Source organism: Rhizobium sp. CC-YZS058, assembly GCF_034720595.1.
Classification (GTDB): domain Bacteria; phylum Pseudomonadota; class Alphaproteobacteria; order Rhizobiales; family Rhizobiaceae; genus Ferranicluibacter.
Map to the genome: position 1 here is coordinate 3,127,299 of NZ_JAYESJ010000001.1, position 26,411 is coordinate 3,153,709.

Annotated in this window: 26 protein-coding genes; 2 read left to right on the top strand and 24 right to left on the bottom strand. The window is 63.5% G+C overall.

Annotation, left to right across the window (positions count from 1 at the left end):
* Window position 1: 1 nt before the first annotated feature.
* On the bottom strand, window positions 2-826 hold the full coding sequence (locus U8330_RS14940; RefSeq protein WP_323106048.1) for a WecB/TagA/CpsF family glycosyltransferase: 825 nt from the start codon (window positions 824-826) through the stop codon (window positions 2-4).
* Window positions 823-2,079, bottom strand: coding sequence for a glycosyltransferase family 4 protein (locus U8330_RS14945; RefSeq protein ID WP_323106049.1), 1,257 nt, complete (start codon window positions 2,077-2,079; stop codon window positions 823-825). Before U8330_RS14945 ends, U8330_RS14940 begins: the two co-directional genes overlap by 4 nt.
* 165 nt (window positions 2,080-2,244) lie before the next feature.
* Here U8330_RS14945 and U8330_RS14950 point away from each other — a divergent pair, with 165 nt between their 5' ends.
* The gene (locus U8330_RS14950) at window positions 2,245-3,234 is read left to right on the top strand and encodes a glycosyltransferase family 2 protein (RefSeq protein ID WP_323106050.1); all 990 of its coding nucleotides are present in this window, start codon (window positions 2,245-2,247) and stop codon (window positions 3,232-3,234) included.
* Between the two features lie 114 nt (window positions 3,235-3,348).
* A complete protein-coding gene (locus tag U8330_RS14955) occupies window positions 3,349-5,154 on the top strand; it encodes a bifunctional diguanylate cyclase/phosphodiesterase (protein ID WP_416236925.1) in 1,806 nt (601 codons plus the stop codon).
* 63 nt (window positions 5,155-5,217) lie between these two features.
* Here U8330_RS14955 and U8330_RS14960 read toward each other — a convergent pair whose 3' ends face one another.
* The 22 genes from U8330_RS14960 to U8330_RS15065 form a co-directional block, all read right to left on the bottom strand.
* On the bottom strand, window positions 5,218-5,787 hold the full coding sequence (locus tag U8330_RS14960; protein ID WP_323106052.1) for a hypothetical protein: 570 nt from the start codon (window positions 5,785-5,787) through the stop codon (window positions 5,218-5,220).
* A complete protein-coding gene (locus U8330_RS14965) occupies window positions 5,787-6,155 on the bottom strand; it encodes a hypothetical protein (RefSeq protein WP_323106053.1) in 369 nt (122 codons plus the stop codon). Before U8330_RS14965 ends, U8330_RS14960 begins: the two co-directional genes overlap by 1 nt.
* Before the next feature lie 130 nt (window positions 6,156-6,285).
* Window positions 6,286-6,861, bottom strand: coding sequence for a rod-binding protein (locus tag U8330_RS14970; protein WP_323106054.1), 576 nt, complete (start codon window positions 6,859-6,861; stop codon window positions 6,286-6,288).
* A gap of 114 nt (window positions 6,862-6,975) precedes the next feature.
* Window positions 6,976-7,392, bottom strand: coding sequence for a hypothetical protein (locus tag U8330_RS14975; RefSeq protein WP_323106055.1), 417 nt, complete (start codon window positions 7,390-7,392; stop codon window positions 6,976-6,978).
* Between the two features lie 129 nt (window positions 7,393-7,521).
* Entirely contained in the window at window positions 7,522-8,274 is a 753-nt protein-coding gene (locus tag U8330_RS14980; protein WP_323106056.1) for a flagellar biosynthetic protein FliR, read from the bottom strand.
* Complete coding sequence (gene flhA / locus U8330_RS14985; RefSeq protein WP_323106057.1) at window positions 8,271-10,358, bottom strand: flagellar biosynthesis protein FlhA; 2,088 nt, start codon at window positions 10,356-10,358, stop codon at window positions 8,271-8,273. The genes U8330_RS14980 and flhA overlap by 4 nt, the downstream gene beginning before the upstream one ends.
* 117 nt (window positions 10,359-10,475) lie before the next feature.
* Complete coding sequence (gene fliQ / locus U8330_RS14990) at window positions 10,476-10,742, bottom strand: flagellar biosynthesis protein FliQ (RefSeq protein WP_323106058.1); 267 nt, start codon at window positions 10,740-10,742, stop codon at window positions 10,476-10,478.
* A gap of 53 nt (window positions 10,743-10,795) precedes the next feature.
* The gene (gene flgD / locus U8330_RS14995; RefSeq protein ID WP_323106059.1) at window positions 10,796-11,212 is read right to left on the bottom strand and encodes a flagellar hook assembly protein FlgD; all 417 of its coding nucleotides are present in this window, start codon (window positions 11,210-11,212) and stop codon (window positions 10,796-10,798) included.
* Window positions 11,203-11,652: a flagellar biosynthesis repressor FlbT gene (gene flbT / locus U8330_RS15000; protein ID WP_323106060.1), complete on the bottom strand. Its 450-nt coding sequence runs from the start codon at window positions 11,650-11,652 to the stop codon at window positions 11,203-11,205. The genes flgD and flbT overlap by 10 nt, the downstream gene beginning before the upstream one ends.
* Window positions 11,649-11,996 carry a flagellar biosynthesis regulator FlaF gene (gene flaF / locus U8330_RS15005; protein WP_323106061.1) on the bottom strand — a complete coding sequence of 116 codons (348 nt, stop codon included), beginning with the start codon at window positions 11,994-11,996 and terminating at the stop codon, window positions 11,649-11,651. The genes flbT and flaF overlap by 4 nt, the downstream gene beginning before the upstream one ends.
* Before the next feature lie 36 nt (window positions 11,997-12,032).
* Window positions 12,033-13,079 (bottom strand): flagellar hook-associated family protein, encoded by a 1,047-nt coding sequence (locus U8330_RS15010; protein ID WP_323106062.1) that lies wholly within the window; start codon window positions 13,077-13,079, stop codon window positions 12,033-12,035.
* Between the two features lie 2 nt (window positions 13,080-13,081).
* On the bottom strand, window positions 13,082-14,554 hold the full coding sequence (flgK, locus tag U8330_RS15015; RefSeq protein ID WP_323106063.1) for a flagellar hook-associated protein FlgK: 1,473 nt from the start codon (window positions 14,552-14,554) through the stop codon (window positions 13,082-13,084).
* 27 nt (window positions 14,555-14,581) lie between these two features.
* The gene (locus U8330_RS15020) at window positions 14,582-15,790 is read right to left on the bottom strand and encodes a flagellar hook protein FlgE (protein ID WP_323106064.1); all 1,209 of its coding nucleotides are present in this window, start codon (window positions 15,788-15,790) and stop codon (window positions 14,582-14,584) included.
* A gap of 226 nt (window positions 15,791-16,016) precedes the next feature.
* The gene (gene rem / locus U8330_RS15025; RefSeq protein ID WP_323106065.1) at window positions 16,017-16,688 is read right to left on the bottom strand and encodes a transcriptional activator Rem; all 672 of its coding nucleotides are present in this window, start codon (window positions 16,686-16,688) and stop codon (window positions 16,017-16,019) included.
* Window positions 16,689-16,969: 281 nt separating this feature from the next.
* Window positions 16,970-17,554, bottom strand: coding sequence for a transglycosylase SLT domain-containing protein (locus U8330_RS15030; protein ID WP_416236926.1), 585 nt, complete (start codon window positions 17,552-17,554; stop codon window positions 16,970-16,972).
* Window positions 17,481-18,854, bottom strand: a complete 1,374-nt coding sequence (locus U8330_RS15035; RefSeq protein WP_416236927.1) for a flagellar hook-length control protein FliK — start codon at window positions 18,852-18,854, stop codon at window positions 17,481-17,483. Before U8330_RS15035 ends, U8330_RS15030 begins: the two co-directional genes overlap by 74 nt.
* Before the next feature lie 233 nt (window positions 18,855-19,087).
* Complete coding sequence (locus U8330_RS15040) at window positions 19,088-20,467, bottom strand: chemotaxis protein (protein WP_323106068.1); 1,380 nt, start codon at window positions 20,465-20,467, stop codon at window positions 19,088-19,090.
* 4 nt (window positions 20,468-20,471) lie between these two features.
* Window positions 20,472-21,821: a MotB family protein gene (locus tag U8330_RS15045; RefSeq protein WP_323106069.1), complete on the bottom strand. Its 1,350-nt coding sequence runs from the start codon at window positions 21,819-21,821 to the stop codon at window positions 20,472-20,474.
* The gene (locus tag U8330_RS15050) at window positions 21,818-22,474 is read right to left on the bottom strand and encodes a hypothetical protein (protein WP_323106070.1); all 657 of its coding nucleotides are present in this window, start codon (window positions 22,472-22,474) and stop codon (window positions 21,818-21,820) included. Before U8330_RS15050 ends, U8330_RS15045 begins: the two co-directional genes overlap by 4 nt.
* Before the next feature lie 364 nt (window positions 22,475-22,838).
* Window positions 22,839-23,807 (bottom strand): flagellin, encoded by a 969-nt coding sequence (locus tag U8330_RS15055; RefSeq protein WP_323106071.1) that lies wholly within the window; start codon window positions 23,805-23,807, stop codon window positions 22,839-22,841.
* 309 nt (window positions 23,808-24,116) lie between these two features.
* Window positions 24,117-25,073: a flagellin gene (locus U8330_RS15060; RefSeq protein ID WP_323106072.1), complete on the bottom strand. Its 957-nt coding sequence runs from the start codon at window positions 25,071-25,073 to the stop codon at window positions 24,117-24,119.
* Window positions 25,074-25,349: 276 nt separating this feature from the next.
* Complete coding sequence (locus U8330_RS15065; RefSeq protein ID WP_323106073.1) at window positions 25,350-26,306, bottom strand: flagellin; 957 nt, start codon at window positions 26,304-26,306, stop codon at window positions 25,350-25,352.
* Window positions 26,307-26,411: the final 105 nt, after the last annotated feature.

Sequence of the window (26,411 nt, forward strand, 5' to 3'; positions counted from 1 at the left end):
ATCAGCCTTTCGAGGAGCTTCGCAGCCTGGCGGGCGCTCCCGGCTGCAGGTGACCGATCGTGTGTCCCGCGAATTTCTGCCAGAGGATGTTGCGGAAGAAGATCGGGATGCCGAGAATGTAGCGCCGCCACAGCCGGCCGGGCTCGACCGTGAGGCGATAGAGCCATTCCAGCCGCAGCCGGCGCACGCTTTCGGGCGCGCGGGGCACCGCGCCGCCCATGAAATCCAGGAGCGCGCCGACCCCCATGACCAGGCGGGCATGCCCGGGCCCGACATAGGTGTCGATCCACTTCTCCTGCTTGGGCGTGCCCATGGCGATGATGAGGATATCCGGCGAGACGGCCCGGACCTTGGCCATGACCGTGTCGGACTCGGCAGCGTCGAAATAGCCGTCGGCCACGGGGATGAATTCGTGCCAGGGCGCGTGGCGCCGGAAGCCTTCGGCCGCCCGTTCCAGCACATCCCGCTTCGCCCCGACAAGCGCCACGCGGCGCGGCTGGGTCATGTAGGTCATCAGCGCCGGCACGAAATCCGTGCCGTTGAGATTGGCGGGAAAGGGCGCGCCGTGCAGGATCTGCGAGGCGATGTCCATGCCGACCCCATCCGGCAGCACCACGTGGCGCTCCATGATCGACCGGTACTCCGGATCGTCGACGAGGAAATTGGCATTGTTGGCGTTGAGGAACGAGATCACCGTCTGCCCGAAGGGAAGCCGCGACACCTCGTCGGCAAACGACAGGGCGTTCTCCCAGTCGAAGTCGCAGACCGGCAGGTCGAGGATCGGGCGCTGCGAGGCGCGAATCGAGACCGGAGGAAAAATCTTCATTGGGACAGACCTCGGTCGGGAATGGAGAGGACGGCGGCGCTTCGCGACGGGCGAAGCGCGAAGGCGCTGCGGATGGGCGGCGGATCCCTGGACAAGGCCAGAAGCCCGGCAGACAGGCCGGCAAGGAGGGCCGCCTTCTGGCGCTCGTGGAAGTCGTAGCCGGAGACGGGTCCGGTCTGCCCGCTGCGGACGGCGCGCACCTGGTCCACTAGCGCTGCCGCGAACGCCTCCGGCGTGTCCGCCATCACGCAATTGTCCGGCACGGCATCGATGCCGCGGAGCGAGGACCGCGTGGCGACGCTCGGCATGCCGGCCTCAAAGGTCTCGATGGTTTTCAGCTGCACGCCCGTGCCGCCGCGGCTGACCAGCGGCACGACGCGGCTGGAGCGCACGAACTGCGCCGCATCCTCGACCCGGCCGACAAAGCGCAGGCCCGGGTGCGGCGAAACCGGCTGGTCCGGCACGCTGCCCGCCACCTCGATCGAAAGATCGGCGGGCAGATGCGGAACGACCGCGTTCAGGAACCAGTCGAGCCCGGTGCGATTGGCCGCCCAGCTCCAGGTTCCGATCAGGCCGATATCGCGGCAATAGGCGGGGTGCGCCGGCTCGCGCGGCGGTGCCTGCCATTGGCGCAGCAGGGGCACCAGACTGGCACGGGCCGCGACCTCGCTGCCGAAGGCATGGCGGTCGGCCTCGCAGAAGGTCCAGACCGCCAGCGCCTGCCGGGTCAAGCGGCGCTCGAGCCCGTCGAGAAGCCGCGCCTCGCGCGCAAACAGCAGCCGCTCCAAACGCCCGCCGGCCGTGGATGCGTTTTGCCGCGCCGTCGCGGCCTCGGCATTGTGGGCCACATAGACGAAGGGGTAGCGCGCAAAGACGCCCGCAAAGGCGCCGGCCAGCTGCACGGAGTTCAAAACGAGACCGTCGAAGGGGGCGAGATCAGCGAGGATGGCGCGCATCTTCGCCGTCGACGTGGCCAGCATCTTGGCCGAGGAAACCGTCGTGCCGTGCAGGATCGCCCGTGCCAGCCAGGCCGCCTTGGTGGCGCGACCGACCTTGGCATTGGTCACCTCCTGCTCACCCAGCAGGACGAGATCGCCGCCCGGCGCCGGCGTCTGGCCGGGTTGCAGATAGCCGACCACCGTGACCCTGTGCCCCAGCGCCCGCAGACCGTCGAGCACCACGCGATTGGCGATGTCGAAGCCCGAGGCCGGATGATCGACCGGCACCAGCGAGGAAAGGAACACGAGATGCATCAGGCCACGCACGGTTAGAGAGGCAGTGGCAGGACAGTAGCAAAGGGCCGTGAAGTCGCGTTTAAACCATTCATTCAAAAGCGATTTCGCGCTTTCAGCATCTGTTTAGGAAGATTTGGTTTAGTGCATTTCGTCACCGCTTACGAAGAAGAGGCGCCACGCGCGATGTCTGAGCCGGACCAGGATGTGAGCCTTAATTTCGAGCGCGCGGTCACCCCTGCCGACGCCATCGCCTATGTCGTGACGCTTCCGACCTTCCGGCGCCCGGACCATCTGGTGGCGACGCTGAAAAGCCTGGTTGTTCAGAACCCTGGCAAGCCCTTCGCCATCATCGTGATGGAGAACGACACGGACGGACTGGCCGGCGCGCGGGCGGCCAGGGCCTTCCTGCAGACGGCCCCTGTCTCCGCGCGGATCGTGCTCGCGCATCGGCGCGGCAATTGCCATGCCTACAATGCCGGGTGGACCGATGCACTGGCCGCCTATCCGAACTTCGAGGCTCTCGCCGTGATCGACGATGACGAGCTGGCCCAGCCGGACTGGCTGTTTCGTCTCGTTTCGCAACAGAAGGAAAGCGGTGCCGACATGGTGGGCGGGCCGCAGGTGCCGCATTTCGAGACAGGGTCCCGGGAGAAAAGCGCCAGACACCCGGTATTCACGGCGCATTATGGCACAAACGGCCCGGTGCCGATCCTCTATTCCTCCGGCAATGTCCTGATCCGCCGCGCGGTTCTGGACGCCATGCCGCGCCCTTTCCTTGATCCGCTGTTCAACTTCATCGGCGGCGGCGACAGCGATTTCTACCGTCGGGCGCGTGAAAAAGGGTTCCGCTTTGCCTGGGCGGCCGATGCGGCGGTGACGGAAACGATTCCCGCGCGGCGCACGGAATGGGACTGGATTCACGCCCGCAGCCTGCGCAACGGCGCCATTTCCGCCATGCTGGACCATCGCGCGGCGCCCGGCCTGTTCGGCCGCGCCCGCACGCTCGCCAAATCGATTGCCCTTCTTGCCGCCGCCGCCCCCCGCGGCCTCGTGATGTGGCGGCGCACCGGCCTGCCCTCCGCCAGCCTCTATCACGGCCAGGTGGCTCTCGGCCGGCTGATGGCCGAAGTGGGGCGGGTGGGCGAACAATATCGCAATCCCGAAAAGAACTGAGTCGAAGCGCAGCGACATTCCGCACTGCAAAAGAACTTCATCGAACTGTCATACTGCGAAAACTAAAGATTCAACTCCAGTGGTCATGGTTCCGCCAATCTACCAAAGGAGTTGATCTTGGCTGTTCCACTTGCGGCGCTTCCCGCCTGCCATCTCGGTGCCGAGCAGATCGTCACCCTGGCAAAACTCGTTATTGAAACCGCGCTTCAGCCGATCGTCGAAGCGTCGACGGGCGATTGTTTCGGATATGAAAGCCTGATGCGCGGCTTCGACCGGCTTGGCTTCCCCTCCCCCGTCGCGCTGCTCGACAAGGCGCATGAGAATGCCGAGCTGATGGCGCTCGAACATATGCTGGCCACACGGGCTCTGGCCGCCTTCGCAGCCGTCCCAGGCTTTGCGGAGCGGACGCTGTTCATCAATTTCGATACGCGGCTGATGGGCATGGATGACGACGCCGTGCTGCAGCGGCTGGACGACCGCTTGAAGCGGGCCGGCATCCCGCCGTCCAGCCTGTGTTTCGAATTGTCCGAGCGCCACGAGACCGATGCGGCGCCCGGCTTCGACCGGGTCCTGAGCCGCCTTCGACAGCACGGGTTTAAGCTGGCGATCGACGATTTCGGAGCGGGCTTCAGCGGACTGAAGCTGCTCTCGCGCGCCGCGGTAGACTATCTGAAGATCGACCGGCATTTCATTTCGCAGATCGACAGCACACCGCGCCATCGCCATCTGGTCAAGCACATGGTGACCATGGCCCACAAGCTCGGCGCGCGGGTCATTGCCGAGGGGGTGGAGACGGAGGCGGAATTCCATGTCTGCCGCGATCTCGGCTGCGACCTGCTGCAAGGCTATTTCGTCGCCCGTCCGACCGTCTGCCTCGAGGACTTGCGGCCCAACTATCCGCATCTGGCGCAGGCCGGCGAAACGCGCCGCCGCACCGCCTCGGCCGATACCGTGCTCATCCGCCGACAGATCGAGCGCCTGCCGACGGTGCGGGAAAGCGACATGCTCGATACCACTTTCGAGCTTTTCCGCACATCGCCCGGCCAGACCTTCTTTCCCGTGCTGAACGCCAATGGCGAGCCGCGCGGCGTGATCCACGAGGTCCATCTCAAGGAGTTGATTTACCATCCCTTCGGCCGGGACCTCTTGAAGAACAGGGTGTACCAGCGGCGGGTGGCAAACTTCGCAACCCCGGCGCCGATCGCTGACATCACCGTGCCCGCCGACGAAATGCTCGATATCTTTGCCGGCGCCAATGGCAGCGACTGCCTGATCCTGACGGAGAACATGCGCTATGCCGGCATCCTGTCGGCCTCCTCGCTGCTGCGCATCATCAGCGAGAAACAGCTGAAAACAGCGCGCGACCAGAACCCACTGACCGGCTTGCCCGGCAATCGCGCCATTCGCGACCATGTCCACGATGCGATCCTCGACGGCGATCGCCAACGGTTCTTCTGCTATTGCGATTTCGACAACTTCAAGCCGTTCAACGACCATTACGGCTTCCACGCCGGCGATGCAGCAATCACGCTATTTTCCGCCCTGCTGCGCCGTCACTTCATCGGCGAGGAGGATTTCATCGGCCATGTCGGCGGGGACGATTTCTTCATTGGTGTTGCCGGTCAAGCGCAGGCGGAGATCGAAGCCGAGCTCACCCGCCTGCTCGACGCGTTCAGCGATGGCGTTTGCGCCCTCTATTCGCAGGAAGACCGCGCGAACGGGGGCCTTCATGGGCACGACCGGAACGGCGAAAGCCGGACCTATCCGCTGATGCGCTGCAGCATCGGCGTTCTCGCACTGGAGACCGGCCTTGTGATGACCGACGTTCAGGGCGTTACCGCCCGCGTCGCGGCGCTGAAGAGCCGCGCCAAGGCCAGTGCCTCCGGCCTTGTCTTCGACACGCTGTCCGAGGGGCGGTGAGCCCCGCCTCCGGGCCAGCCGAACGCTGGCAGGCGGCCTTCGACCGCCGCCGCTTGCGCCGCGTCAGTGGCCGCCGGCCGCGGCCTCTTCCTTTTCCTTGCCGGGAATCACGTCATGGGCCGTGTCGCCGTTGCGGTCGACGATCGGCACCGGCGGACTGCGGTCCTTGCTCGGCTTGCCGAGCTTCTTGACGTCTTCCTTGGAGAGATATTCGAGCTGTTCGACGAGGACCTCGAAGATCACCTCGCCCTTCATCTGCTCGTTCAGCCCCTTCTTCACCGTGTCCTTGAAGGTGGCGAGATCGAAGCTGGAATTGTCGGCGACATTGATGAGGTTCTTGCCGATCAGAACGTCGAACAGGGTGTTGGTGACGCTTTCCTTCAGCGGAACGCTGAGCTTGGCGACCTTGGTCTTGTCGACGGCGAAGGAAAGCTTGGTCAGGAAATAGCCCTGAACCGCACCGCCGGTGATGACCGGGACGGTGATAAGCTCGCCCGGCACATATTCCTGCACGGCCGCGCGCGCCGCGTCTTCGCTCGATTCGATCGGGGCGGAGGCGTGGCGCAGCGACACGTAGACCGACCCGAGGGTGATCGCCGCTGCCCAGACGCCCGTGAGGAGAAGTTTGATCATCAGACGGCGCCGTAGCGGAATTGCTCTTCGGTGTAGATGCCGTCCGCTTCGACATCCTGCGCGGTGGTTTTGATCAGCTCGACGACGGAGCGGCAGGCTTCGAGATGGGCCTCGATCTTTTCGGCATTGGTGGAGAGCTTCTCGCGCAGGTGCCCTGTCTGCGAGCGGAAGGTGTCGGTCAGCTCGATCTTGGCCTGGTCGCGGTTGAACATGGCGAGTTCGTAGAGGCAGCGGCTTTTGCGCTGGTTGGACGCCTTCAGATCGAAGGAGGGATCGACCCCGATCCGGGCATTCTCATTGTCCAGAATCGTTTCCAGCCGGCCGAGCACGGCTCGGATGCGAAGATCGGCTGCTGCCTGAACGTCCATGTGTCACTCCCGTATCATGCCCCCGCCCCGCCCGGTTATCGGGCGCTCAGGACGGTGAGGTTCATTCCTGGTGTCTTGTGACGGCCCGCGGGATGCGTGCCGCCTTGTCTTGATCCGGTTCGCTGGAGGCTTACGGATCGATCGTGGTGCGGTCGTCGTCATCCGCCGTCATGACATCGGCCATGGTGTGGCGCTGATATTGCTCGACCATGCTGCGGGCGACATTGCGATCATTGCCGCCGAGCGAGGCGTTGACGAGACCGGCGGCAACTGGATCGTCGATCCGGTCGGTCATCATGTGCTCGGCGATGCCGATGCCGCGGCCCTGCGCCAGCACCGTGCCCATCTGCTCCGCCATCATGTCCTTCCACATGTTGCCGGCGATGCCCTGGCCATAGACCTCTTCGCCGTCGCGCGGCATCATCGACTTCATGAAGTTCTGCAGCACCATGGACTCGAATTTGCGATAGGCTTCCGGCACCGGCTTGGCCGGGGCCCGGTTGTCGATATCGCCGAGCCCGCTCGTGCCCTCGTTCTGGTTGAGAATGGCGACCGTATTGGCGAAGCCATTGCCGTTTTCGGCAAGGCTGGTGGCCCGGAAGGCGGCGCGGTTCGCCTGCAGGCGGGCCTGCGCCTCCTCGACCCGCGCCGGATCGGCCGCGCGAACGACATCGAGCACCAGATCGCTGGGGGGTGATATGGCCATGAAGACGCGTCCTCTCGTGCCGCGGCGCAAACGCCATCGGCCTTTCGTGGTCTGACAAGGATTGGATGAGCGGGTCGTCAGGAGCCTCATGCTCCCTGCCGCTGTTGCAGAGGACTATGGGCGATCAAGCTTACCGGAAGCTGGCGAGCCGCCGAGGACATATTGATCGACGAGATCATAGATCGCATCGTCGGCCGCGGTCCGCTCCTCGCTCGTCCGGGCGTCCTTCATATGCTCTTCCAGCCGGTCGCCCTTGGCCCGCTCCTTCAGGACGCGGCTTTCATGCACCTGCTGGATGCCGTGCAGCATCTGGTCCTTCTGGATCAGCCGGCCGAGATGGCCACTGTAATGGCCGGAGAACATGGCGTGCAGCGGCGTTCCCGAGCCCATGGCGTCGACCACGACATCGATCGTTTCTCCAAGCACCTGGCGCTGGCGGGCGGTCTCGTTCAGCTCATATTCCGCCATGCGCTCGAGATGCCGCTGCACGGTGACGAGACGCTTGAGCTTTTCGGAGCGGGACTGGGGCATGGCGGTCCTTCGAGCGACGGAGAGATTCGATCCAGCCGAAGGGCAAGGGCTTCGGCGTCGGACAATGCGGCAAGAGCGGAGGCGGAGGGGGTTGCCGCTGATCCCAAGATCACCGGCAGCACTCCGGCCTCAGATCGCCTGCATGACGATGGCAAACCCATCGGCAAACAGGCGGAACATCGCGGCGATGCCGAGATAGAGCAAGAACAGTCCGCCCATGATGATGTAGGGCGTGGAGATGAAGTAGAGCGGCATCTGCGGCGCCAGCTTGTTGACGAGACCGAGCGCCACGTTGAACAGCATGCCGTAGATGATGAACGGGCTCGACAAGCGCAGCATGATCATGAAGATCGCCTCCAGCCCGTTGGTCAGCGTGATCAGCACGCCCTGCGGATCGAAACCGACGCCGAGCGGCATGACGCGGTAGCTGTCGAAGATGCTCTCGAAGATCACGTGATGGAAATCCATCATGAACAGCACTAGGACGCCGGTGAAGGAGATCAGGTTGGTCAGCTGGTTTTCGCCCGAATCTTCCAGGATGTCGGCGGCGGGCGGCGCGGTGAAGCCGATGAGATTGGTGATGACCGTGCCGACGAACTGCAGACCGAGCACATAATAGCGCGCGATCAACCCGATGACGCTGCCGATCACCGTCTCCGTTGCGACGATGTAGAGATAGGTATGTCCCTTGCCGGCGATCTGCGGATAGATGTCGTTCCACATGAGCGGCAGGATGGCGAGCGAGATCGCGACCGCGGTGAACAGGCGGATCTGCATGGCGAGCCGCGCGGTGGAGAAACCCGGCATGACCATGATGCAGGCGCCGATGCGGCAGAAGGCCGCAAACAGCGCCAGCACGGTGCCTTCCGGGTCGGTGATCATGAAATGGAGCCGATAATCTTGATCTCGAGCCCCTTGGCGAGCTCGACATGGCTCAAGACCGGCAATGTGGCGAAAAGACGTTCGATGATCATGCGCACATAAGAGCGGGATTCGGGCGAGCTGACCAGCACGAACGGCATGCCGCGATCGAGATGTTCGCGAATGACGCGGGTCGCCTGCTCGCTGAACTCCTCCAGATGCCGCGGATCGATGTCGAACTCGACGATCTCGCCCTTCACGTCGCGCTTGAGCGCCTGGTGGAAGACCATGTCCCACTTGCTGCCGAGCCTGAGGACGCGCAGCGTGCCATTGTCGGCGAGATCGCCGCAGAGCTGCTGCGACATGCGCACCCGCACATGCTCGACGATCTGCTCCGTCTTGCGCACATGCGGCGCGAGCTCGGCCACGGCTTCGAGGATCAGGTGCAGGTTGCGGATCGAGACGCGCTCGGCCAGCAAAAGCTTCAGCACCGCCTGGAGGCCTGAATAGGACATGTGCGAGGTGCAGATTTCGTCGGCGAGCTTGCGATATTCCGGGTCCAGCCGCTCGATGAGGATCTTGACGTCCTTGTAGGAGAGAAGCTGCGGCAGGTTGTTGCGGATGACTTCCGAGAGATGGGTCAGCACCACCGACACGTTGTCGATCGGATGGAAGCCCTCGCGCTTGAGATCCTCGGCAAAGGTTTCGAGGATCGACACCGCCGGCATGCCGAAGGCGGGTTCGCGGATGTCGTCGCCGGGGATGCTCGGTCGACGACCGCCGCCGGTGACCACGATGACCTCACCGACGCGCACCGTGTTGGAGGCGATCGTCGTGCCGTGGACGCGGATCTGGTAGGCCTTGTCGGGAATGGCGATATCGTCGGACACCTTGATCTCGGGAACGATCAGGCCGTACTGCCCGGCGAACTTGCGCCGCATCTTGCCGACACGGAACGCCAGTTCCTGATGGGCGCCGAGCAGGCGGGTGGAGACCTGCTTGCCGAGCAGCAGCTCGATCTCGGCCGTCTTGAGGACAGACTTGACCGAATCCTTCTCCGTTTCCTTGACCTGCGCCGCCGTCTGCAGGTCCTGCTCGCGCTTGAGCTGGTTGGCTGCCGCGATCTGGCGCGGGATGACATAGGCGATCGCCGCCATGCCGCCGCCGAGAATGGCGAAAGGCAGGAAGGGCAGACCCGGCATGACCGAGAGCAGCATGACGAGGCCGGAGGCGACATAGAGCGCGCGCGGATAGCCGGAGAGCTGGCCGACGACCGCTTGGTCGGTGGAGCCGGAGGTGCCGCCGCGCGAGACGAGCAGGCCCGCGGCGAGCGAGACGATCAGCGCCGGGATCTGCGAGACCAGGCCATCGCCGACCGACAGCTTGACGAAGACGTCCGCTGCCTCGCCGATCGACATGCCGTGGCGGAAATAACCGATGATGATGCCGCCGAAGACGTTGATGGCGGTGATGAGCAGGCCGGCGACGGCATCGCCGCGGACGAATTTCGAGGCACCGTCCATCGAACCGAAGAAGGAGCTTTCCTCCTCGAGCTCGCGCCGGCGGCGCTGGGCCTCCTTCTCGTCGATCAGGCCGGCCGAGAGATCGGCATCGATCGACATCTGCTTGCCGGGGATCGCATCGAGGGTGAAGCGGGCGCCGACTTCCGCGATACGGGTCGCGCCCTTGGTGATGACGATGAAGTTCACCGTGATCAGGATGAGGAAGACGATGAGACCGATGACGAAATCGCCGGACATGACCAGGCTGGCAAAACCCGCGATCACGCTGCCGGCGGCGTCGTGCCCCTCATGCCCGTGCGAAAGGATGACGCGGGTGGTGGCGATGTTAAGCGCCAGTCGCGTCATGGTCGAGATCAGCAGGATGACCGGGAAGGAGGAGAAATCGAGCGGCCGCTGGATCCAGAGCGAGACCATCAGGATCAGCACCGAGAAGGCGATCGAGAAAGCAAGGCCCATGTCGATGAGGAAGGGCGGGATCGGCAGGAACAGGATCGACAGGATCATCACGATGCCGAGCGCGAAGCCCACATCGCGCCCGCGCGGGGACACCTTCGGGATGATCAGTGCAGGAGGTTGTGCCATCGGAAATCCGTCTCATCATGAGAGGCAGGCAACGTTCATCCGTTGCCCCATCTGACGGCATGTCTAGGCAGCCAAGCTTGCGCGAGGGTGGTCGGCGACCCTTGCGCCGGCAGCGCGTCAGAAGCCGGACTGGATGCGGGAGAAGACGAGATTGGTGAAGATGGAGACCTGCGAGCCGACGAAGGGTGCCGAAAGAGCCACCGCGGCCAGCACCGCGAGGATCTTCGGCACGAAGGTCAGCGTCATTTCCTGAACCTGGGTCAGCGCCTGGATGAGCGCCACCACGAGGCCGACCACCATGGCCGCAAGCACGGCCGGACCGGAGGCGACGACCACGGTCCACATCGCCGTCTGGACGAGGTCCAGTGCATCCGCTTCATTCATGGATGAGGGTCTCCGAGGGGCGCTGTTGATCCCACCGCCCCCGCAGGAGCCCGTTACTTCACGACAACGCCCGGACCGATCGGCAGCTTCTTGCCGTTGTCCAGCGTGGCGATGATTCCGTCCGAATATAGCGTGACCTCGGTCACCTTGCCAGTGATCTTGCCGTCGTCGCTGGTCACCGTCTTGCCGATGACCGCATTGGCCTCGCTGAGCGAGGTCCGCTGCAGGAGGTTCTCCAGATTGGAGTTGGTCTTGATGGTCTGCTCGACCTGCGAGAAGGAGGCGAGCTGCGCCATCTGCTGGGCGGAATCCATCGGCTGCGTCGGATCCTGGTTCTTCAGCTGTGCCACGAGCAGCTTGAGGAAGCTGTCATAGTTGAGCGTCGCCTTGCTGGCCGCCTGCGCCGAATCCGACTGGCCCGTCAGGGTGGTGTTGCCCGACCCTACTCCGGTGACACCGTCTACCGCCATGGTGCGATCTCCTTCCGGATCTGCTCGATCGTTGCCGGAGGCATTTCCGGCGTGTTGAGGATCTGGTCCTCGATCGGATAGAGCGCGCGGATGGCCTTGAGCGCGTCGAAGGCGCGATCCTGGGCCACCATGCCGTCGATCCGCTTCAGCTCGGAGAGAACCTCCTCGTTCTTGAAGCAGTTGAGCAGCATGACCACCGACTTGCGGAACATGATGGCCGACTGGTCGGCGCCTTCCGGATTGATGAGGATCATCTGCGCGATGAAATAGAGCTGGCGCAGCGGCGTCGTGGCATCTTCCGGCTGGAGCACATGGTTCTCGAGGAGGAAGGTCACGTCGTTCAGGAACTCGACGGCCACCTTGCGGTCGACGCGCAGCACAGCCCCATTGACGAAGATCCGCTCGCCCGACTTCAGAGAGATACGCAAAGTGCTTTTCATTTCAGTCCATCCCTGATGATGGTGGTGATGTCGATAATGCCCTGGAAGTTCGATGACTCGCGTTTGCGGATCTTTTCCGTTTCGCCGAGAATCCAGATGGCAATGGAGATGAGATTGGCACGCAACTCTTCATTCAGCTGGTTGTCAGCCGCGCGCAGATCCTCGATGAAGCGGATCCAGACGCGCCGCGTGAAATAGACTGCCTCGATCGCCTCACGTGAATAGCCCTTCTGCTGCTTGGCCGCCGAGAGCAATGCAATGGATCGATCCAGCACCTGCCGCTCACGATCCTTGGAGTCGGCAACGCCGTCTTCCATGATCTCGGCATATGAAAACTGGTACATTCAGACACCCTTCATGTTTGTCTCAGACCTCTTGCATCAGAGGTAATTGATCAGGCTGAGCTCCTGAATGCGTGCAGTCAGCGTGTAGGAGATCTCGATCTGCGTCTTGAGCGCGGTGAGGCGCGAGGACGTTTCGGTCGGATCGACGCCCTCGATGTCGAGGATATGCGTGTTGATCAGCTTCACCTGGTTGTCGATCGACGTATTGGCCGCCTTGACCCGGCCTTCCGCCACACCGATCTGCGCGCCCATCTGGATGATGCCCGTCAGGCCTTTTTCCAGATGATCCTGCGCGGCCGTCAGGGCCGTGTCGCGGGCGGCGGTCGACAGTTCCGGCTTCATGAGCTCGGTCGCGATCACCGTCGCCATCATGAACTGGCGGACGCCGGTCGTGTTGGTGTTGCTCGAGGTTTCGATGACCTCGTTCGGGCTGATGCGGGTCTGGATGTTGTCGCTGGAGGCCTGCGACCAGGTCCCGTCCCAGCCGCTGCCCAGGAACATGGGCTGCAGCGTGTTGTTGATGAAATCGGTCATCTGCGCCGAGGTGAAATCCTTCAGCGCCACGTTGCCGTTCGCGGCCTGGAACGTGCTGAGCGCCGTGTCGAAAGCGACCTTGGCCGGCGAACCCGGTCCGTAATCCGTCAGGGGCCGGACATCCGAGTTGACGCCGGCAAAGACGTACTCGTTGTTGAACTGGGTGTTGGCAGCGGCTGTGAAGGCGGACAGCTGCGTGACGAAGGTGGTGTGGGCGACGTCGAGCTTGCCCTTGTCGTCCGTTCCCTTGGCGCTGATCAGCTGCTTGCGGATCTCTTCCACCGACGTACGCATGGTCGAGAGCGCGCCTTGCGAGGCGGAGAGACGCTGGGTGGCCAGCGAATTCGTGTCCTTGATGTTCTTCAGCCGGTCGAGCTCGGCCTTCAGGTTGACGGAGCGGGAGGTGGTCGAGCCGAGCGCGGTGCCCGTGTCGGCCCACACGCCGCTCGTCATTTCCTGCTGCAGCTTCATCATCTCCAGCTGGCTTTGCTGGAGCGTGAGGCGCATGGCGTTTTGAACCGCCAGATTGGAGACGAAAGAGGTCTTCATGATTATCTCACCGAATCCAGGAGCGTTTGGATCATCTCGTCGACGGCGCTGAGCAGCCGCGAGGAGGCCTTGTAGGACTGTTCGAGATCCAGCATCAGCGACAGTTCCTCATCGAGGCTGACGCCGGTTTCATTGGACAGCGCCTGGCTGCTTTGCGCATACATGGCCGTTTTGGTCGTCTCTGCGCTGGCCGAGGACTTTCGCAGCTGTTCCAGCCAGCCGATCGAGGAGGAGGCGTAGTCGATGAGCGTCGTTTCGGGGCTGAGACCGGCGGCGGGGTCGAAGCTGATCTTCGTGCTCATCGCCGTGATGTATTTGTCCAGCCGCGCCGTATAGCCGGCTGCCCCGGTGGTGTTCGACACATAGTCGGGTCCGTTGAGGCCGCCGTCGCGCAGCTTGGTCGGGTCGGCAACGGCCGCCGGATTGACGATGATCGACGCCGCGAGGCCCGGAACCCAGATGCCGTCCGCCGGGACTGTGCTGTCGGCGGCACCGGCACTGTTCTTGTGCTGGAAGAGGCCGGCCTTCGTGGCGACCACCGGGTTCGTTGCCGGATCCGGATCGCTTTCCGCGAAGGTCTTGATCAGGCCGCGGGCGATTTCGTCGAGCTGCTTCTGCATCTCCGGCGCGATGGTGTCGCGCAGTTGCAGGAGCGCCGTCAGCGTGCCCTGGCTCGTGGTATTGCCGCCGCTGCCGGGCTTGACCGGGACGCCATCGATGGCAACGGCACCACCGGTCACGGTCGCATCGAAATTTTCGGTGGGCGAGAAAGTGACCTTGCGCGGCACGGTTTCGAAGAGAACCGCACCGTCGCTCGAATAGATCACCGTATCGTGGTTCTGCCGCTCGACCGTCGAAATGCCGATGATGGAGGAGATCGACTTCAACAGGTTGTCGCGCTTGTCGAGGAGGTCGCTGGCGTCCTTTCCGGTCGCCAGGGCTCCCACGATCCCGTTGTTCACCTCCTGAAAGTCGCTCAGATACTTGTTCAGGTCTGCGACCTGATCCCGGATCTCGTGATCGGCGGTGGCGCGGAGATTCTGGGCGGCAGCCGAGGCAGCGTTCAGCGAATTGGCGATATCCCGGGCATTGGCAACGGCCGTTGCGCCGGCCGCAAGGCTGCTGGAGGAGCTGGAATAGGTCTGCAGGCTCGTGCGCAGCGTTGCGATGTAGGTCGATGGCGAGGACGGATAATTGTTGCCGCCGAGTACGGAGCGCAGCATCTCCAGCCCGTCGCCCAGGCGTGCCTGGGCGCTGGCGTCGGAGGTGTAGCTGAGCGTCTGCTTGAAGAGGGCGTCGTTCTGCGCCCTCTGGATCGAGATCGTATACCCGTCGCTGCCGACCGACATCAGGGCCAGACGCCGGGAATAGTCGGGATTTCCAGCATTCTGAATGTTCTTCGCCACAATGGCCGTCTGAATGCCAGTGTTGGAGAAGATGGTCTGTGCCGTTGAGATGGCGGAGGCGAGTGACATGGCTTGGCCCGTCTTCCTTTAAGGAGATCAGCGCTTCAGGTTGACCAGAACGTCGAGCAGATCGGCGCCCGTCTGGAAAACCTTGGAGTTCGCGGTGTAGCTGCGCTGCGATTCGATCATCGCCGTCAGTTCCTGGGCGATATCGACGTTGGAGCTTTCCAGCGCGCCGGAGGTGATGGAACCGAAGCTGCCCTGGCCGGGGAAACCGGTAACGATGACGCCGGAATCCGCGCCCTGCGAATAGACGTTGCCAGCCTGCGGGCTGAGCCTGTCCGGGCTCTGAACGGTGGCAAGCGCGATCCGGTACTTCGGCTCGAGCTTGTTGTTCTCGTAGCGGACATAGACGATGCCTTCGGCATCGATCTGGAAGCCGGCCACCTTGCTCGGTCCGTTGCCGTCGATCGTGCCGCCATCCGGATTGAACTTGTAGCCGAGCTGCGTGGTCTTCGAGAGATCGATCGTCAGGGCGGCGAGATCGCCCCCAGAGCCGGGCAGGTTGGTCATGGCCGTTGTCGTCAGGCTCGCCGGCGTTGTCGTCAGCTTACCTGCCGTATCGAAGGCGAGCGCCTTGGTCGCAAGCGTCGTCCCAGACTTCTGGTCCGTCACCGTGAGGGTCCAGTCGTTGGCGGCGTTCTTCTTGTAGACAAAATCGAGGATGCGCGTGTTGCCCTGGCTGTCATAGGTGACGAGCGAGGTCTTGGATTCGGTCCCGACCGGATCGTTGGCGTTCAGGTTGGCGCCCATTCCACCCTTGGTCGATCCCTTGGCCTTCAACCCGTCGGAGGCCATGTTGACCTTCGTCAGACCATCGAAGCCGTTGACGACGACCGTCGGTTCGCTGCCGTCGCCATATTCGTAGCCCATCAGCGCGAAGCCGGCGGAATTGACGAGATTGCCGTCCTTGTCCTGCGTGAATGCGCCGGCGCGGGTCAGAAAGTTCTGGCCGCTGCCGTTCGAGACGACGAAGAAGCCGCCGCCGGAAATAGCGAGGTCCGACTTCGAGGTCGTGTAGGTCTTCGCGCCTTCCTGGCTGATCGCGTAACGAACCGTCGTTTCGACACCGCCCGAATTGTAGTTTCCGTTCGAGCTGGGCAGGATCATGGAGGAAAATTCGGTCGAGGCACGCTTGTAGCCGACGGTGCTGGAGTTCGCGATGTTCTCCGCAACGGTCGAGAGCCGGTTCGACTGGGCATTCATGCCGGAACCGCCTGTTTGCATCATTCCGTAGAGACTCATGGGTCCGATCCTCGCTTCTTTGGTCGCTCGAACACTAGAAGGCGGGCCTTGCGTGAACCTGTCGAGCCTGGCGCTTCCGCTCGATTGCCGCAGTTCCGGAACCACAAGAAAAGTCAGTACTTACAAACGCTTCGGGGCCGCGGAGCGGAAGATGTGCGAACCCTCGTCGTTCGCAGTCTCTCCAGCTTCGCGGCCCCGCAGGACAGGCTGTGCCGATTGCCCTTTTTCAGGACCAGTCGATGCAATATCCCAGGAAACGCTTGGAATCGATCGGGTCGAAGCCAAGCTTCTTGCGCAGCTTCTTGCGCAGCTTGCTGATGTGGCTTTCCACGACGTTCTCTTCGACGTCCTCGTCGAAGATGCCGTAGATCGCGTTGAAGATCTGCGACTTGGAGACGCGGCGACCACGGTTGGCGACCAAATATTCCAGGATGCGGCGCTCGCGACGCGGCAGGGCGAAGACATCGCCGTTGATTTCCGGATCACGACCGTCCGAGAACACCCGGATCGGGCCGATATCGGTGTAGTTGGCCAGTGCCTTCAGCCGGCGACGGATCGCAGCCGCCCGGGCCAGAATCTCGCGCGGATGGACCGGCTTGCGCACGACATCGTCGACCCCGCAGTCGAAGAAGGCGAGCGTCGTCTCGAGCGACGGGGTATCGCTGATCGCGATGACCGGCGCCGTGGAGCGATCGCGGATCGCCCGCGGCAGGCTCATGGAGCGCTCGCCCTGGCCGATCAGGAAGGCCTCGACTGCGTCGATATCCGTATCGGCTGCGGTCGAAACCCAGTCGCCAAATTCCTTCGGATCGAAGCCCGTGGATGGCACGCCTTCGCGCCCAAACAGGGACGTATACCCGTCCTTAACCAATTCTCGTTCATCAACCACTACGATCATTCGTCCGCCTCCGAATCAGTATGGTGTTTCGATGCCTAAGGGGTACGAATCGTATCGTTTTGCCACAACTAGATGGTTTCGCAGGCAACAAATGATACTAGCTGGTCGGCATTGCGCCGATTTGATCTACATCTAGTGGGTCATTCCGATACAACGCCTAAAAATCTTGTGGAAAGGTTAACGGTCGTTAACAGCGCACCTTGCGCATATGCAGGACCGCTTACCATAAGAATGCCGTATTCTGCGCGCTTCCCGACCTGCCTCGTCGCGCAATGGTTGCATCACCGACAGAAGGCAGAAGCGTTCGGCGTCCATTGCCCGTAACCGGTCGCCACCAGATTTGCGATCACGCGGCAGACATATCTCTTCTGCGCCGGATCGTTGTTCGGCCCGGCATGATAGCGCGCCACCGCCATGGTCCAGGTTTCATGCCGCGCATGGAGGTTGGCAAGAAAGCGTGCGGCGTAGTCGACATTCTTGTGCGGGTCGAGCATCTCCTGCGGCGAGGCGAAATTCTCCCCATGGAAGCGGTGGTTGATCTGCATGCAGCCGAGATCGATCAAGGTCGCGCCTTGCGCGCGCGCCGCCTCGAACCGTCGCATCACGTCGGCGGCATCCGCCGCGAACACTGCCTTGCCCTCGATGTTCATCGCATAGGGCTGCAGGGAGCCACGCACGCCGGTCTCCGTCAGCCCCACCGAGTAGAGGATGCCGGCGGGGATTCCGTAGCGCTCGGCCGCCGACAGAATCTCCCGCTCGCAGACGCCTGCCCCGGAGGTCGCGGCGCGCCCCTCAGATGTAAACGCCGGACTGACCGCCAGTGCGGTTGCGATCGCCGCCCATGTCAGGGCGCGCGTCCTGGCCAGGCTGACGATTGCGGGAACTCTCATTCTGTCGTCCCTCTTCGCTCGAGGAAAATGGATTCTGTGGGTCTCGTCCGGGCTGGTTGGAGGCAGACTGGTTCTGCCCCTGCCCCGAGGCCTGGGACGGGTCGCCGGAGGCCGTGGGACTGAGCACGAAGGTAATCTGGTCGACGGCAAAGCCCTGGTCGCGCAGAGCGCGGATCATCGCGTCCTGATCGTCGGAGAGCTGCCGGTAGGCCTCGCCGGTCTCCACCTTCAGCTCGACCTGCAGGGCGTCGTCCTTGAGCCGCAGCGTGGCCGTGACGGTGCCGAGGTCGATCGGGTGCATCTGGATCCGCAAGGTGTTCATGACGCGCCCGGCGCCGCTCTGCAGCGGGTCGGCGCCGGCCTTCAGGCTCTGGGCGAGCTCCGGGCTGCCGGCAATGGCCGAGGTGACGGCCTGCGTGTTGATCGAGGGCGCGAGGCCCAGATAGCGACGCGCCTCCAGCACGGTGACGGTCTCCGCCCGCCCAGCCGAGGCGGACTCGTGCGCAGCGCCGATCTTCGCGCCGTCCGATCCTGAAGCGACCGCCATCGGGCTTGCCTTGCCGTCGGCGCTGGCGAAGCGGAAGATCCGGTCCGCCGGCGCTCCGGGGTCTGCATCCTTCGCCGCCGCCTTGTTGGCACGCGCTGCTTCGCTGGTGGCCGCGCCCTGCTGTTTCCTGATGCCGGCAGGCAGCGCAAGCTCGCCCGTCGTCTCGCCCGCCGCGGCCCGATCTTCCGACCCCTTGACCTGAGACTGGCCTCTGGCCGCCGGCGACGGCACGCCGAGAAGCGCGAAGAGCTGGCGGGTGTCGCTGCCCGGTGCCGCCTGCGTGCCCGGCGCTGCGGTCGGCAGACCAAGGTCGCTTGCTATTTCGCTGTTCTCGATCGGCGTTGCGGCCTTGAGCCCGCGTTGCGTCCGGTCGGTAAAGGGTTGAGCGGTCTCAGCCGCCATGGGCTCGTCTGATGGTGCTGTGCTCAGTGCATTCGGCAGTTTTTCTTCGATCCTTGCGTGCATCCGGCTGTGGCGGTCAACGGCGCCAGATTTCGCGGTCGCCGCCGCCGACGGATCGATCTCAGCCTGCGCTTCTGCGCCCGTGTCCTTGCCAAGCACCTCGGCCATCGTCTTGGCCGGCTGGCCCGCGCGGCGCAGCGCATCGGAGAGCCGCAGCTGCGCACCGAGCTGCCCAGTCCCGGCGGTCAGCTTTGCCTGACCGGTGGATGGACTGGACAGCGGGTCGCCGCCGTCGGACGTCTTCGTCTCGATCTCGGTCTCCGGCATCCACTCGCGCCCGGCCTGGCTTTGCGCATCGCCCTTGGCGCCCAGTGCGTCGTCCTTCGACTCGGCGTGGGGCGTTGCCTTGCCCACCGCCTTGCCATGGCCCGGACGCTTGCCGAGGTCGCTCACTGCGCGTTCGAAGCCCTGGTCGTCGTCCAGGCCCGGCATGGCCTTGGCGCTGGGCTTTTGGCCGCTTTTCAGGGGCGACGCGGTCATCATGATATCGTCGATGCTGGTCATTGCGAGTCCTCCAGAAGGGCGTCAATCTCCCCAAGCTTGCTGGTTCCGGCCTTCAGGAACTTGGCAACTTCCGGATCTGCGCCCGGTTCGTCTGGGGCATTGGCAATGGTCGATGCAGGTGATGCAGGCGCTGCCGCAGCCGTGGCCGCCGGCTTGGCGGCGAAGGGGCTGGCGCCGCTGCCGGTTCCCTCCAGCGAAACCGCCGGATCGGCGATCGGCGCAGCGTCCGCTACGGGCTTCTCCTCGATCTGCGGCGGTGTCGCGGGGGCTTGCGGCAGTCGCAGGATATTGTCGGCAACCTGGCGCGCCGCATCGCGCAGGGCGCGGTCCCGCGGCGAAAGATCCTCTTCCGGCACGGCATCGAGCTGTTTCACCGCTTCCAGCACATCGCCGGACGGCACGTTGATCAGGCCGGAATAAAGCGTCGTCAGCGCCTCTTCGACGTTTGCGCCGGGCGGCGACAGGGCCTGCGCGGCATCGGTGGCAAAGCGCGTCAGCTCCTGCCGGCCGGCAATGACGGCGGCACGCGCAATGCGCAGATAGACCTCGCGGCGGCGAACCGGATCGAGAAAGTGCAAAGCCTCCTGCGTCGTCTCGCGCGCCGCCGCACTGTCATGGCCGACGAGCAGTTCGACGAAGAGATCGGCCACCTGGCTGACATAGGGCGAATGCGGGAATCGGCGCATATAGACGGAGGCATAGCGGAACGCCTTGTCCGGATTGCGCGCGTCGGAGGAGCCCTTGGCCTTGCCCGTCGAACTCTGCACCAGCCGGCCGCGGACCGAGAGCAGCAGCGAGCGGCGCAGCGCCGCCTCTTCGATATTGGTACCCGGAGAAAGCAACCGCGCCTGATCGTAATGGCGCACGGCATTGCCGGGATCATATTGCGAGATCGAATTGGCGAGAACGAGATAGAGATAGGGTCCTACCCGCTGGTCGCGGTATTCGTCCACGGCCTTGGACAGCGCTTCCGTCACCAGGGCGGTCTTGCCGGTCAGATAATGGTTCAGCGCATCGGTCAGCCGGTTGTCGAACCGCCCATCGATGTCGCGCGAGACGAGCAAGGCGAGCGTCTGCGGATTGCCGCCGCTCATGGCATAGATCATCGCCGCTTCGACATTGCGTGGATCATCGAAGGCGGTGCGGTCGGCAGCACGCAGGCGCTTGTCGATGGCGCTGAGCATGAAGGCCTGCATCTCGTTCGAGGCGGAATCGCCGCCGATGGCGGCATCCTGCATCGCCTGCAGCGAGCGCACCATCTTGAAGGGCGGCAGATCGTCCTGCGACGCCTTCTCCTGCGCCGGCAGGCTGGAGGCGGCCAGCACCGGTCCCAGAAGACAGGCCGAAACCAGGAGATGGCGCAGCAGACCCTTCATCCCTTCAGGTTCCCGATGTCTGGAGCAGGATTTCGATGCGGCGGTTGGCCGGCGCGTAGGGGTCGGTCGGCACCTGCAGGCGCTTGTCGGCAAAGCCGGTGATCTGGCTCACGCGGCTTTCGGCCAGCCCGCCATGGACAAGCATGTAATAGGCGCTCTGCGCACGATCGGCCGAAAGCCGCCAATTGTCGTAGGCGCCGTTCTTGAACGGACGGCCGTCGGTATGGCCCCGGATGGCGATGGCGCCGGGCCGCCCGGCCAGCACCTTGCCGAGCTTCTCCATGGCCACCACAAGGTCCTTTTCCGGCACGGAAGAGCCGACCGTGAACATCGGCGTATCGACCTGCTCGCTGATGGTCACCAGCAATCCGCCTTCGGTGGGCGTCACGATCAAGCCTTCGGCAAGCTTGCCGGCCGCGCCGCCGATCGCCTTCTCGATGTCACCCTTGAGCGCGGCAGCCGCCTGGGTCTGCGCGGGCGTCGGCGCCGGCACGGGCTTGGCAGCCTCGTCCTTCACATCCTTCTCGGCCTGCAGCGCCGCCATTTCCATCGCGCGGGATTGCGCGTCCTTTGCCGGATTGGCAGCGTCCTTTCCGACAGGATCCTTGCCGTCCTTGCCATCGACCATCGCCTTTTGCGCCGCGCTGGCGGCACTTGCCGCAGCGGCGTCTGCCTGGCTTGCAGCCGCCGTCGCGCCGGCGGCACTCGTCGCGGCTCCATCTGCCGGGTTCGCAGCGGCCGTTTCCGTCGCGGCGGCCGCGCCGTTCTTGGCGATGGCCTGCAGTTCCACCTGCTTGGCCCAGAAATCCGGGTCGAACGGGTCTCGGAAGGCTTCCCCGCCCTCGGCACCGGTTGCCGGGCCGGAATCGCTTGCGCCGCCGTCGCCCTTGCTGCTGATATTGGCCTGCTGGCCCGTCTGGTTCATGATCTCCGAGAGCACGGAATAGGGATTCTCGAAGAAGTCGGCGTCGGAATATTTCGTTTCCTCGCCGGAGGTGGCGGTCATGTCGTCGCCGGTCTTGGCGGAGCCGCCGGTCTTCGACTGTTCGCCGTCGACCTCGGATTTCTCCTGCGTCTCTTCGCCCTTCGCATCCTTGGCCGGCTTCTTCACGCCCTTCTCGGAGGGCTTTTCGTCGGTCAGCTGCACGGGATTGAAATAGGAGGCGATTGCCGCCTTGGTCTCGGCATTCGAGGCGTTGATCAGCCACATGACAAGGAAGAACGCCATCATGGCCGTCATGAAGTCGGCATAGGCGATCTTCCAGGCACCGCCATGGTGGCCGTCGTGACCGCCATGATGGCGCTTGATGATGATGATCTCGTTCTTGCCGTGATGGCTGTCATTCTCGCTCATGCGAGCACCTTCCCTACGGTGTCAGCCCAGGCGGAAAGCCGGGTCATGAGGATCGCCTCGCCGAACTCCACCGTCAGATCGATCTCCTGGGTCTCCACATGACGGAAGACCGGGGCATCCGCCGGAAAGCGCGCGGTGAGCGCTGCAAACAGGGCGGCGGGGCCATAGACGGTGAGCGTGACCCCCTCCCCGTCTCCCAGCGCCTGACGGAGCGCGGCAGCCAGATCGGCGATCGCCCGTTCGGCCAGCGCGTCCGTGAGCACGGGGCGGAGAACCTCGGCGGTCTGTGCCGTCAAGATCGTGGCGAGCGCCGCGCCGAGTTCGCTGTAGCGCCGATGGATGGTCAGGGCGGCCTCGTCGAGGAGCCGGCGCTCGAGCACGGCCAGTTCGGCGGCATGGGCAGCCCGCAAGGCCTCCAGCTCCGCGGCGTGGCGGGCACCGAGTTCGGCCTCCGCATGCTCGCGGCCGCGGCCATAGGCGCTCTGGCGCTCGGCCTCGATGTCGATCTTGGGCTCCGGCGCCGGTTTCGGCGTGTAGTGGATGTCACTGCGGGCGGGTTCGGCAGCGCGCGGCACATGGACGGGCGGCAGTGCCGTCATGTTGAGCTTCGGCGCGCTGAAATCCTTCAAATAGCGAGACAGGGGCGCGCTCATCGGCCGACTACTTTCAGCGCGGCCGCGCCAGCACTGCGCGAAGGGGTCCGGGCTCCTTGAAGGTGAGTTCGCGACACGGCCTGTCTTCTCCTTCGAGATCAGCCGGTTCGGTCCGGCGTCTCGCATCGTCAAGCGGGCGATGCGCTTGTCAGCGCGCATCGACACTCCTGGTCGGAGCGCATGGCAAACCTAGGCGGTCAAACTTGTGCGAAGCAAAACTGGCAGGCAGACCACCAGCGAAGGCGGGAGGAACGAAAAAGAGTTGGACCGCGCTCGGGCAATAGCGCGGTCCAACCAGGTCGCCATCGCCGATGACCGGCGGCGGTGGCGAAGCGCGTGTCGTCGCGTCGCGACGGGCCTGTCCTTATTGCTGGAACAGGCGCAGGATGTTTTCGGAATTGGTGTTGGCGATCTGCAGCGACTGGATACCCAGCTGCTGCTGGGTCTGCAGCGCCTTCAACCGCGTCGATTCCTCGTTCATGTCCGCATCGACGAGGCGGCCGATACCCTTGTCGATCACGTCGATCAGGTTGGCGACGAAGCTTTCCTGCATGTCGATGCGCTTGCTGATGGCACCCAGCGTCGAGGCGGAGTTGGTGAGCGTGCTGAACATGGCTTCGACGGCCGAGACCATGCCCTCGATCGTCTCGTCCGACGTCGTTGCATTGATCTCGATCAGGGTCGAGCCCGCCGGCGCCGTGCCGCCGGCAACGCTGATGAGGTGATAGGTCGCCGTCGCAGTCGTCGCACCACTCTTCTGGCTGACCGTGATGGCTTTCGTCAGCTGGCCGCGCGAGGCGTCCTTGGTGTCGATGAGGATGGATGTGCTGGTGTCGTAGTCGAGCGTCGTGATCGAGACGGCGCCCGTGTTCGAGCGGTTGAAGGAGGCGACGATCGATTTCGTTCCCGGGGGTACGGTGCTGGCGTTGTAGAGCCAGTTTTCCCCGGAGAAGGAAGCGGACTCGGCGGCAGCGGCAAGCTGGTTCTTGAGCTCGGTCAGTTCCTTGTTGATCTTCGTCTTGTCCACGCCCGGTTCGCGGGCCGCGACCAGCTTGCGCTTGATTTCCGAAATAACGTCGATCACCGAGTCCATGGCGGAATAGGAGGTATCGACCTTGGCAGCGCCGAGGCCCAGCGCGTCCTGGACGGTCGACAGCGCCATGTTGTCGGACCGCATGGTGGTGGCGATCGACCAATAGGCTGCATTGTCGGCAGCCGTCTCGACCCGGTACCCCGAGGAGATGCGTGCCTGCGTCTGTTCCATATTGTCGTTGATGGTCCGCAGCGTCTGCAGCGCCGCCATGGCGGCTGCATTGGTCATGATGCTGGTCATGGGGAAAGCCCTTTTGGTCAAGGAGAACGGCATGCCGGATCTGATGCCGGCGGAACGGGAGGGCTTCATGCTCTCTGCCCAGATTTACCCGTCGGGCAGCCCGTTGCTGTTAAGCAGACGTTAATCCCATCATAGTTAACAAAGGCTTTACGCAACCTTGCGGGCGTTCATAAAGATCAATTTTTTCGTAAGATTCATGGTTAACAAAGGATTGAGCGGCGGCCTTCGCCATGAACGGCGAAAAGCCGCCCTCCGGGATGGAGAGCGGCTTCCTGATCATGGCTCCGGTCGGAGCCTCCCGTTATCCGATTAGCGGAACAGCGAGAGGATGTTTTCGGAGTTGGAGTTCGCGATCGAGAGCGACTGGATGCCGAGCTGCTGCTGGGTCTGCAGAGCCTTCAGGCGGGTCGATTCCTCGTTCATGTCTGCGTCCACCAGACGACCGACGCCCTTGGTGATGGTGCTCATCAGGTCGGCCATGAAGTCGTCCTGCATCGAGATACGCTTGTTGGTCGCACCGAGTGTCGAGGCAGCCGCGGTCAGATTGAGCAGGATCGCATCGACAGCCTTCATCATGCCGACAACGTCGGCATCGGAGGTGCTGCCCGAGAGCGTGATCGATGTTCCCGTCTGCGTCGCGCCGGTGACGGACACGAGGTAGTAGGTGTTCTGCGCGGTACCGTTGCCGGTCTGGTCGACAGCCACGGCCTTCGTCAGCGCACCCTTCGAGAAGTCATAGGTGTCGATCAGCACCGAGCTCGACGCGTCGAAGTCGAGCATGCCGATCGAAACCGTGCCGTCGGCGGCGCGGGTGAAGGAGCCAACCATGCTCTTCGTGCCCAAGGCGGTCGAAGACGTGTTGTAGAGCCAGTTTTCGCCCGAGAAGGAGGCGGACTTTGCCGTGGAGGCGAGCTGGTTCTTGAGTTCCGTCAGTTCCTTGTTGATCTTGGTCTTGTCGACACCCGGCTCGCGGGCGGCAACCAGCTTGGCCTTGATTTCGGAAATGACGTCGATGGCGTTGTTGAGGCCGGTATAGGCCGTGTCGGTCTTGGCAGCACCGAGGCCGAGAGCGTCCTGAACGGTGCCGAGTGCCTTGTTGTCCGACTTCATGGTCGTGGCGATCGACCAGTAGGCGGAGTTGTCGGCGGCGGTTTCGACACGCAGGCCGGAGGAGACGCGACCCTGGGTGCTCTCCATGTTGGAGCCGATCGTGCGGAGGGTCGAGAGAGCTGCCAGTGCTGCAGCGTTGGTGAGAATGCTCGTCATAGGTGTGTTGCCCCTTTGATGTGACAAAGATTGAGGAAGGGCACTCCGGTCTTCACCGGGAAACAGCGGCCAGCATCATGCCTGCTAACGTCTTAACTTTGTTGGTTAACCCGCTGTTTCGATAAACACATCAAACACCATCTTGGTTAAGGAAAGTTGAAACCATAGGCGGAAATCAGAAGAAACGAAAAAAGCCGCGCTCCTTTCGGAACGCGGCTTCGTCTGCGTGAGCTCGAAACGCCCGCAGAAGGCGTTTCGACTGCTTCTCGGCTTTGCTTAGCGGAACAGCGACAGGATGTTCTGGCTGTCGGAGTTTGCGATCGACAGGGCCTGGATGCCGAGCTGCTGCTGGGTCTGCAGGGCCTTGAGGCGGGTCGATTCCTCGTTCATGTCCGCATCCACCAGACGGCCAACACCCTTGGTGATGGTGCCCATCAGATCGGCCATGAAGTCGTCCTGCATCGAGATGCGCTTGTTGGTCGCACCGAGCGTTGCAGCCGACGACGTCAGCGTGCTCAGCATCGCGTCGACAGCCTTCATCATGCCGACGACGTCTGCATCGGTCGTGGTGGACGAGAGCGAGATGGACGTGCCGGTCTGGGTCGCGCCCGAAACCGAGACGAGGTAGTAGGTGTTCGCAGCCGTACCGTTGCCGGTCTGGTCGACAGCGATACCCTTGGTCAGCTGACCCTTGGTCGTGTCGTTGGTGTCGATGAGAACCGAGCTGGAGGCGTCGAAATCGAGCGTGCCGATGGAGACGGTGCCGTCAGCGGCGCGGGTGAAGGAGCCGACCATGGTTTTCGTGCCAACAGCGGTGGTCGAGGTGTTGTAGAGCCAGTTTTCGCCGTTGAACGAAGCGGACTTCGCCGTGGAAGCGAGCTGGTTCTTGAGCTCGGTCAGTTCCTTGTTGATCTTGGTGCGGTCGACGCCGGGCTCGCGGGCAGCAACCAGCTTGGCCTTGATTTCGGAAACGACGTCGATGGCGTTGTTGAGGCCGGTATAGGCCGTGTCGGTCTTGGCAGCGCCGAGGCCGAGGGCGTCCTGAACGGCGCCGAGTGCCTTGTTGTCCGACTTCATGGTCGTTGCGATCGACCAGTAAGCGGCGTTGTCGGACGCCGTCTGCACGCGCAGGCCGGAGGAGATGCGGTTCTGCGTGCTTTCCATGTTGTTGGAAATGGAACGCAGCGTCGAGAGTGCTGCCAGTGCAGAGATATTGGTGTTGACGCTTGACATGAGACTGTCCCTCTACGGTACGAAAAACAAAACAGGGACATACCGGACTTAATACTTACCGGTGATGGCGGTTCGGCATCATGCCACTCGGCTCTTCATTCGTCC

Excerpts from the sequence above, each read along its gene's own strand:
- U8330_RS15040 (WP_323106068.1), bottom strand. The coding sequence starts at position 20,467 with ATGAAGGGTCTGCTGCGCCATCTCCTGGTTTCGGCCTGTCTTCTGGGA.
- flgK (WP_323106063.1), bottom strand. The coding sequence starts at position 14,554 with ATGTCACTCGCCTCCGCCATCTCAACGGCACAGACCATCTTCTCCAAC.
- U8330_RS15055 (WP_323106071.1), bottom strand. The coding sequence starts at position 23,807 with ATGACCAGCATCATGACCAATGCAGCCGCCATGGCGGCGCTGCAGACG.
- fliQ (WP_323106058.1), bottom strand. The coding sequence starts at position 10,742 with ATGAATGAAGCGGATGCACTGGACCTCGTCCAGACGGCGATGTGGACC.
- flhA (WP_323106057.1), bottom strand. The coding sequence starts at position 10,358 with ATGGCACAACCTCCTGCACTGATCATCCCGAAGGTGTCCCCGCGCGGG.
- U8330_RS14965 (WP_323106053.1), bottom strand. The coding sequence starts at position 6,155 with ATGGACGTTCAGGCAGCAGCCGATCTTCGCATCCGAGCCGTGCTCGGC.
- flaF (WP_323106061.1), bottom strand. The coding sequence starts at position 11,996 with ATGTACCAGTTTTCATATGCCGAGATCATGGAAGACGGCGTTGCCGAC.
- U8330_RS14980 (WP_323106056.1), bottom strand. The coding sequence starts at position 8,274 with ATGATCACCGACCCGGAAGGCACCGTGCTGGCGCTGTTTGCGGCCTTC.
- U8330_RS15020 (WP_323106064.1), bottom strand. The coding sequence starts at position 15,790 with ATGAGTCTCTACGGAATGATGCAAACAGGCGGTTCCGGCATGAATGCC.
- flgD (WP_323106059.1), bottom strand. The coding sequence starts at position 11,212 with ATGGCGGTAGACGGTGTCACCGGAGTAGGGTCGGGCAACACCACCCTG.
- U8330_RS15065 (WP_323106073.1), bottom strand. The coding sequence starts at position 26,306 with ATGTCAAGCGTCAACACCAATATCTCTGCACTGGCAGCACTCTCGACG.
- U8330_RS15050 (WP_323106070.1), bottom strand. The coding sequence starts at position 22,474 with ATGAGCGCGCCCCTGTCTCGCTATTTGAAGGATTTCAGCGCGCCGAAG.
- U8330_RS15045 (WP_323106069.1), bottom strand. The coding sequence starts at position 21,821 with ATGAGCGAGAATGACAGCCATCACGGCAAGAACGAGATCATCATCATC.
- U8330_RS15035 (WP_416236927.1), bottom strand. The coding sequence starts at position 18,854 with ATGCCGGAGACCGAGATCGAGACGAAGACGTCCGACGGCGGCGACCCG.
- U8330_RS14970 (WP_323106054.1), bottom strand. The coding sequence starts at position 6,861 with ATGGCCATATCACCCCCCAGCGATCTGGTGCTCGATGTCGTTCGCGCG.
- U8330_RS15060 (WP_323106072.1), bottom strand. The coding sequence starts at position 25,073 with ATGACGAGCATTCTCACCAACGCTGCAGCACTGGCAGCTCTCTCGACC.
- flbT (WP_323106060.1), bottom strand. The coding sequence starts at position 11,652 with ATGAAAAGCACTTTGCGTATCTCTCTGAAGTCGGGCGAGCGGATCTTC.
- rem (WP_323106065.1), bottom strand. The coding sequence starts at position 16,688 with ATGATCGTAGTGGTTGATGAACGAGAATTGGTTAAGGACGGGTATACG.
- U8330_RS14960 (WP_323106052.1), bottom strand. The coding sequence starts at position 5,787 with ATGATCAAACTTCTCCTCACGGGCGTCTGGGCAGCGGCGATCACCCTC.
- U8330_RS14940 (WP_323106048.1), bottom strand. The coding sequence starts at position 826 with ATGAAGATTTTTCCTCCGGTCTCGATTCGCGCCTCGCAGCGCCCGATC.
- U8330_RS14975 (WP_323106055.1), bottom strand. The coding sequence starts at position 7,392 with ATGCCCCAGTCCCGCTCCGAAAAGCTCAAGCGTCTCGTCACCGTGCAG.
- U8330_RS14950 (WP_323106050.1), top strand. The coding sequence starts at position 2,245 with ATGTCTGAGCCGGACCAGGATGTGAGCCTTAATTTCGAGCGCGCGGTC.
- U8330_RS15010 (WP_323106062.1), bottom strand. The coding sequence starts at position 13,079 with ATGAAGACCTCTTTCGTCTCCAATCTGGCGGTTCAAAACGCCATGCGC.
- U8330_RS14945 (WP_323106049.1), bottom strand. The coding sequence starts at position 2,079 with ATGCATCTCGTGTTCCTTTCCTCGCTGGTGCCGGTCGATCATCCGGCC.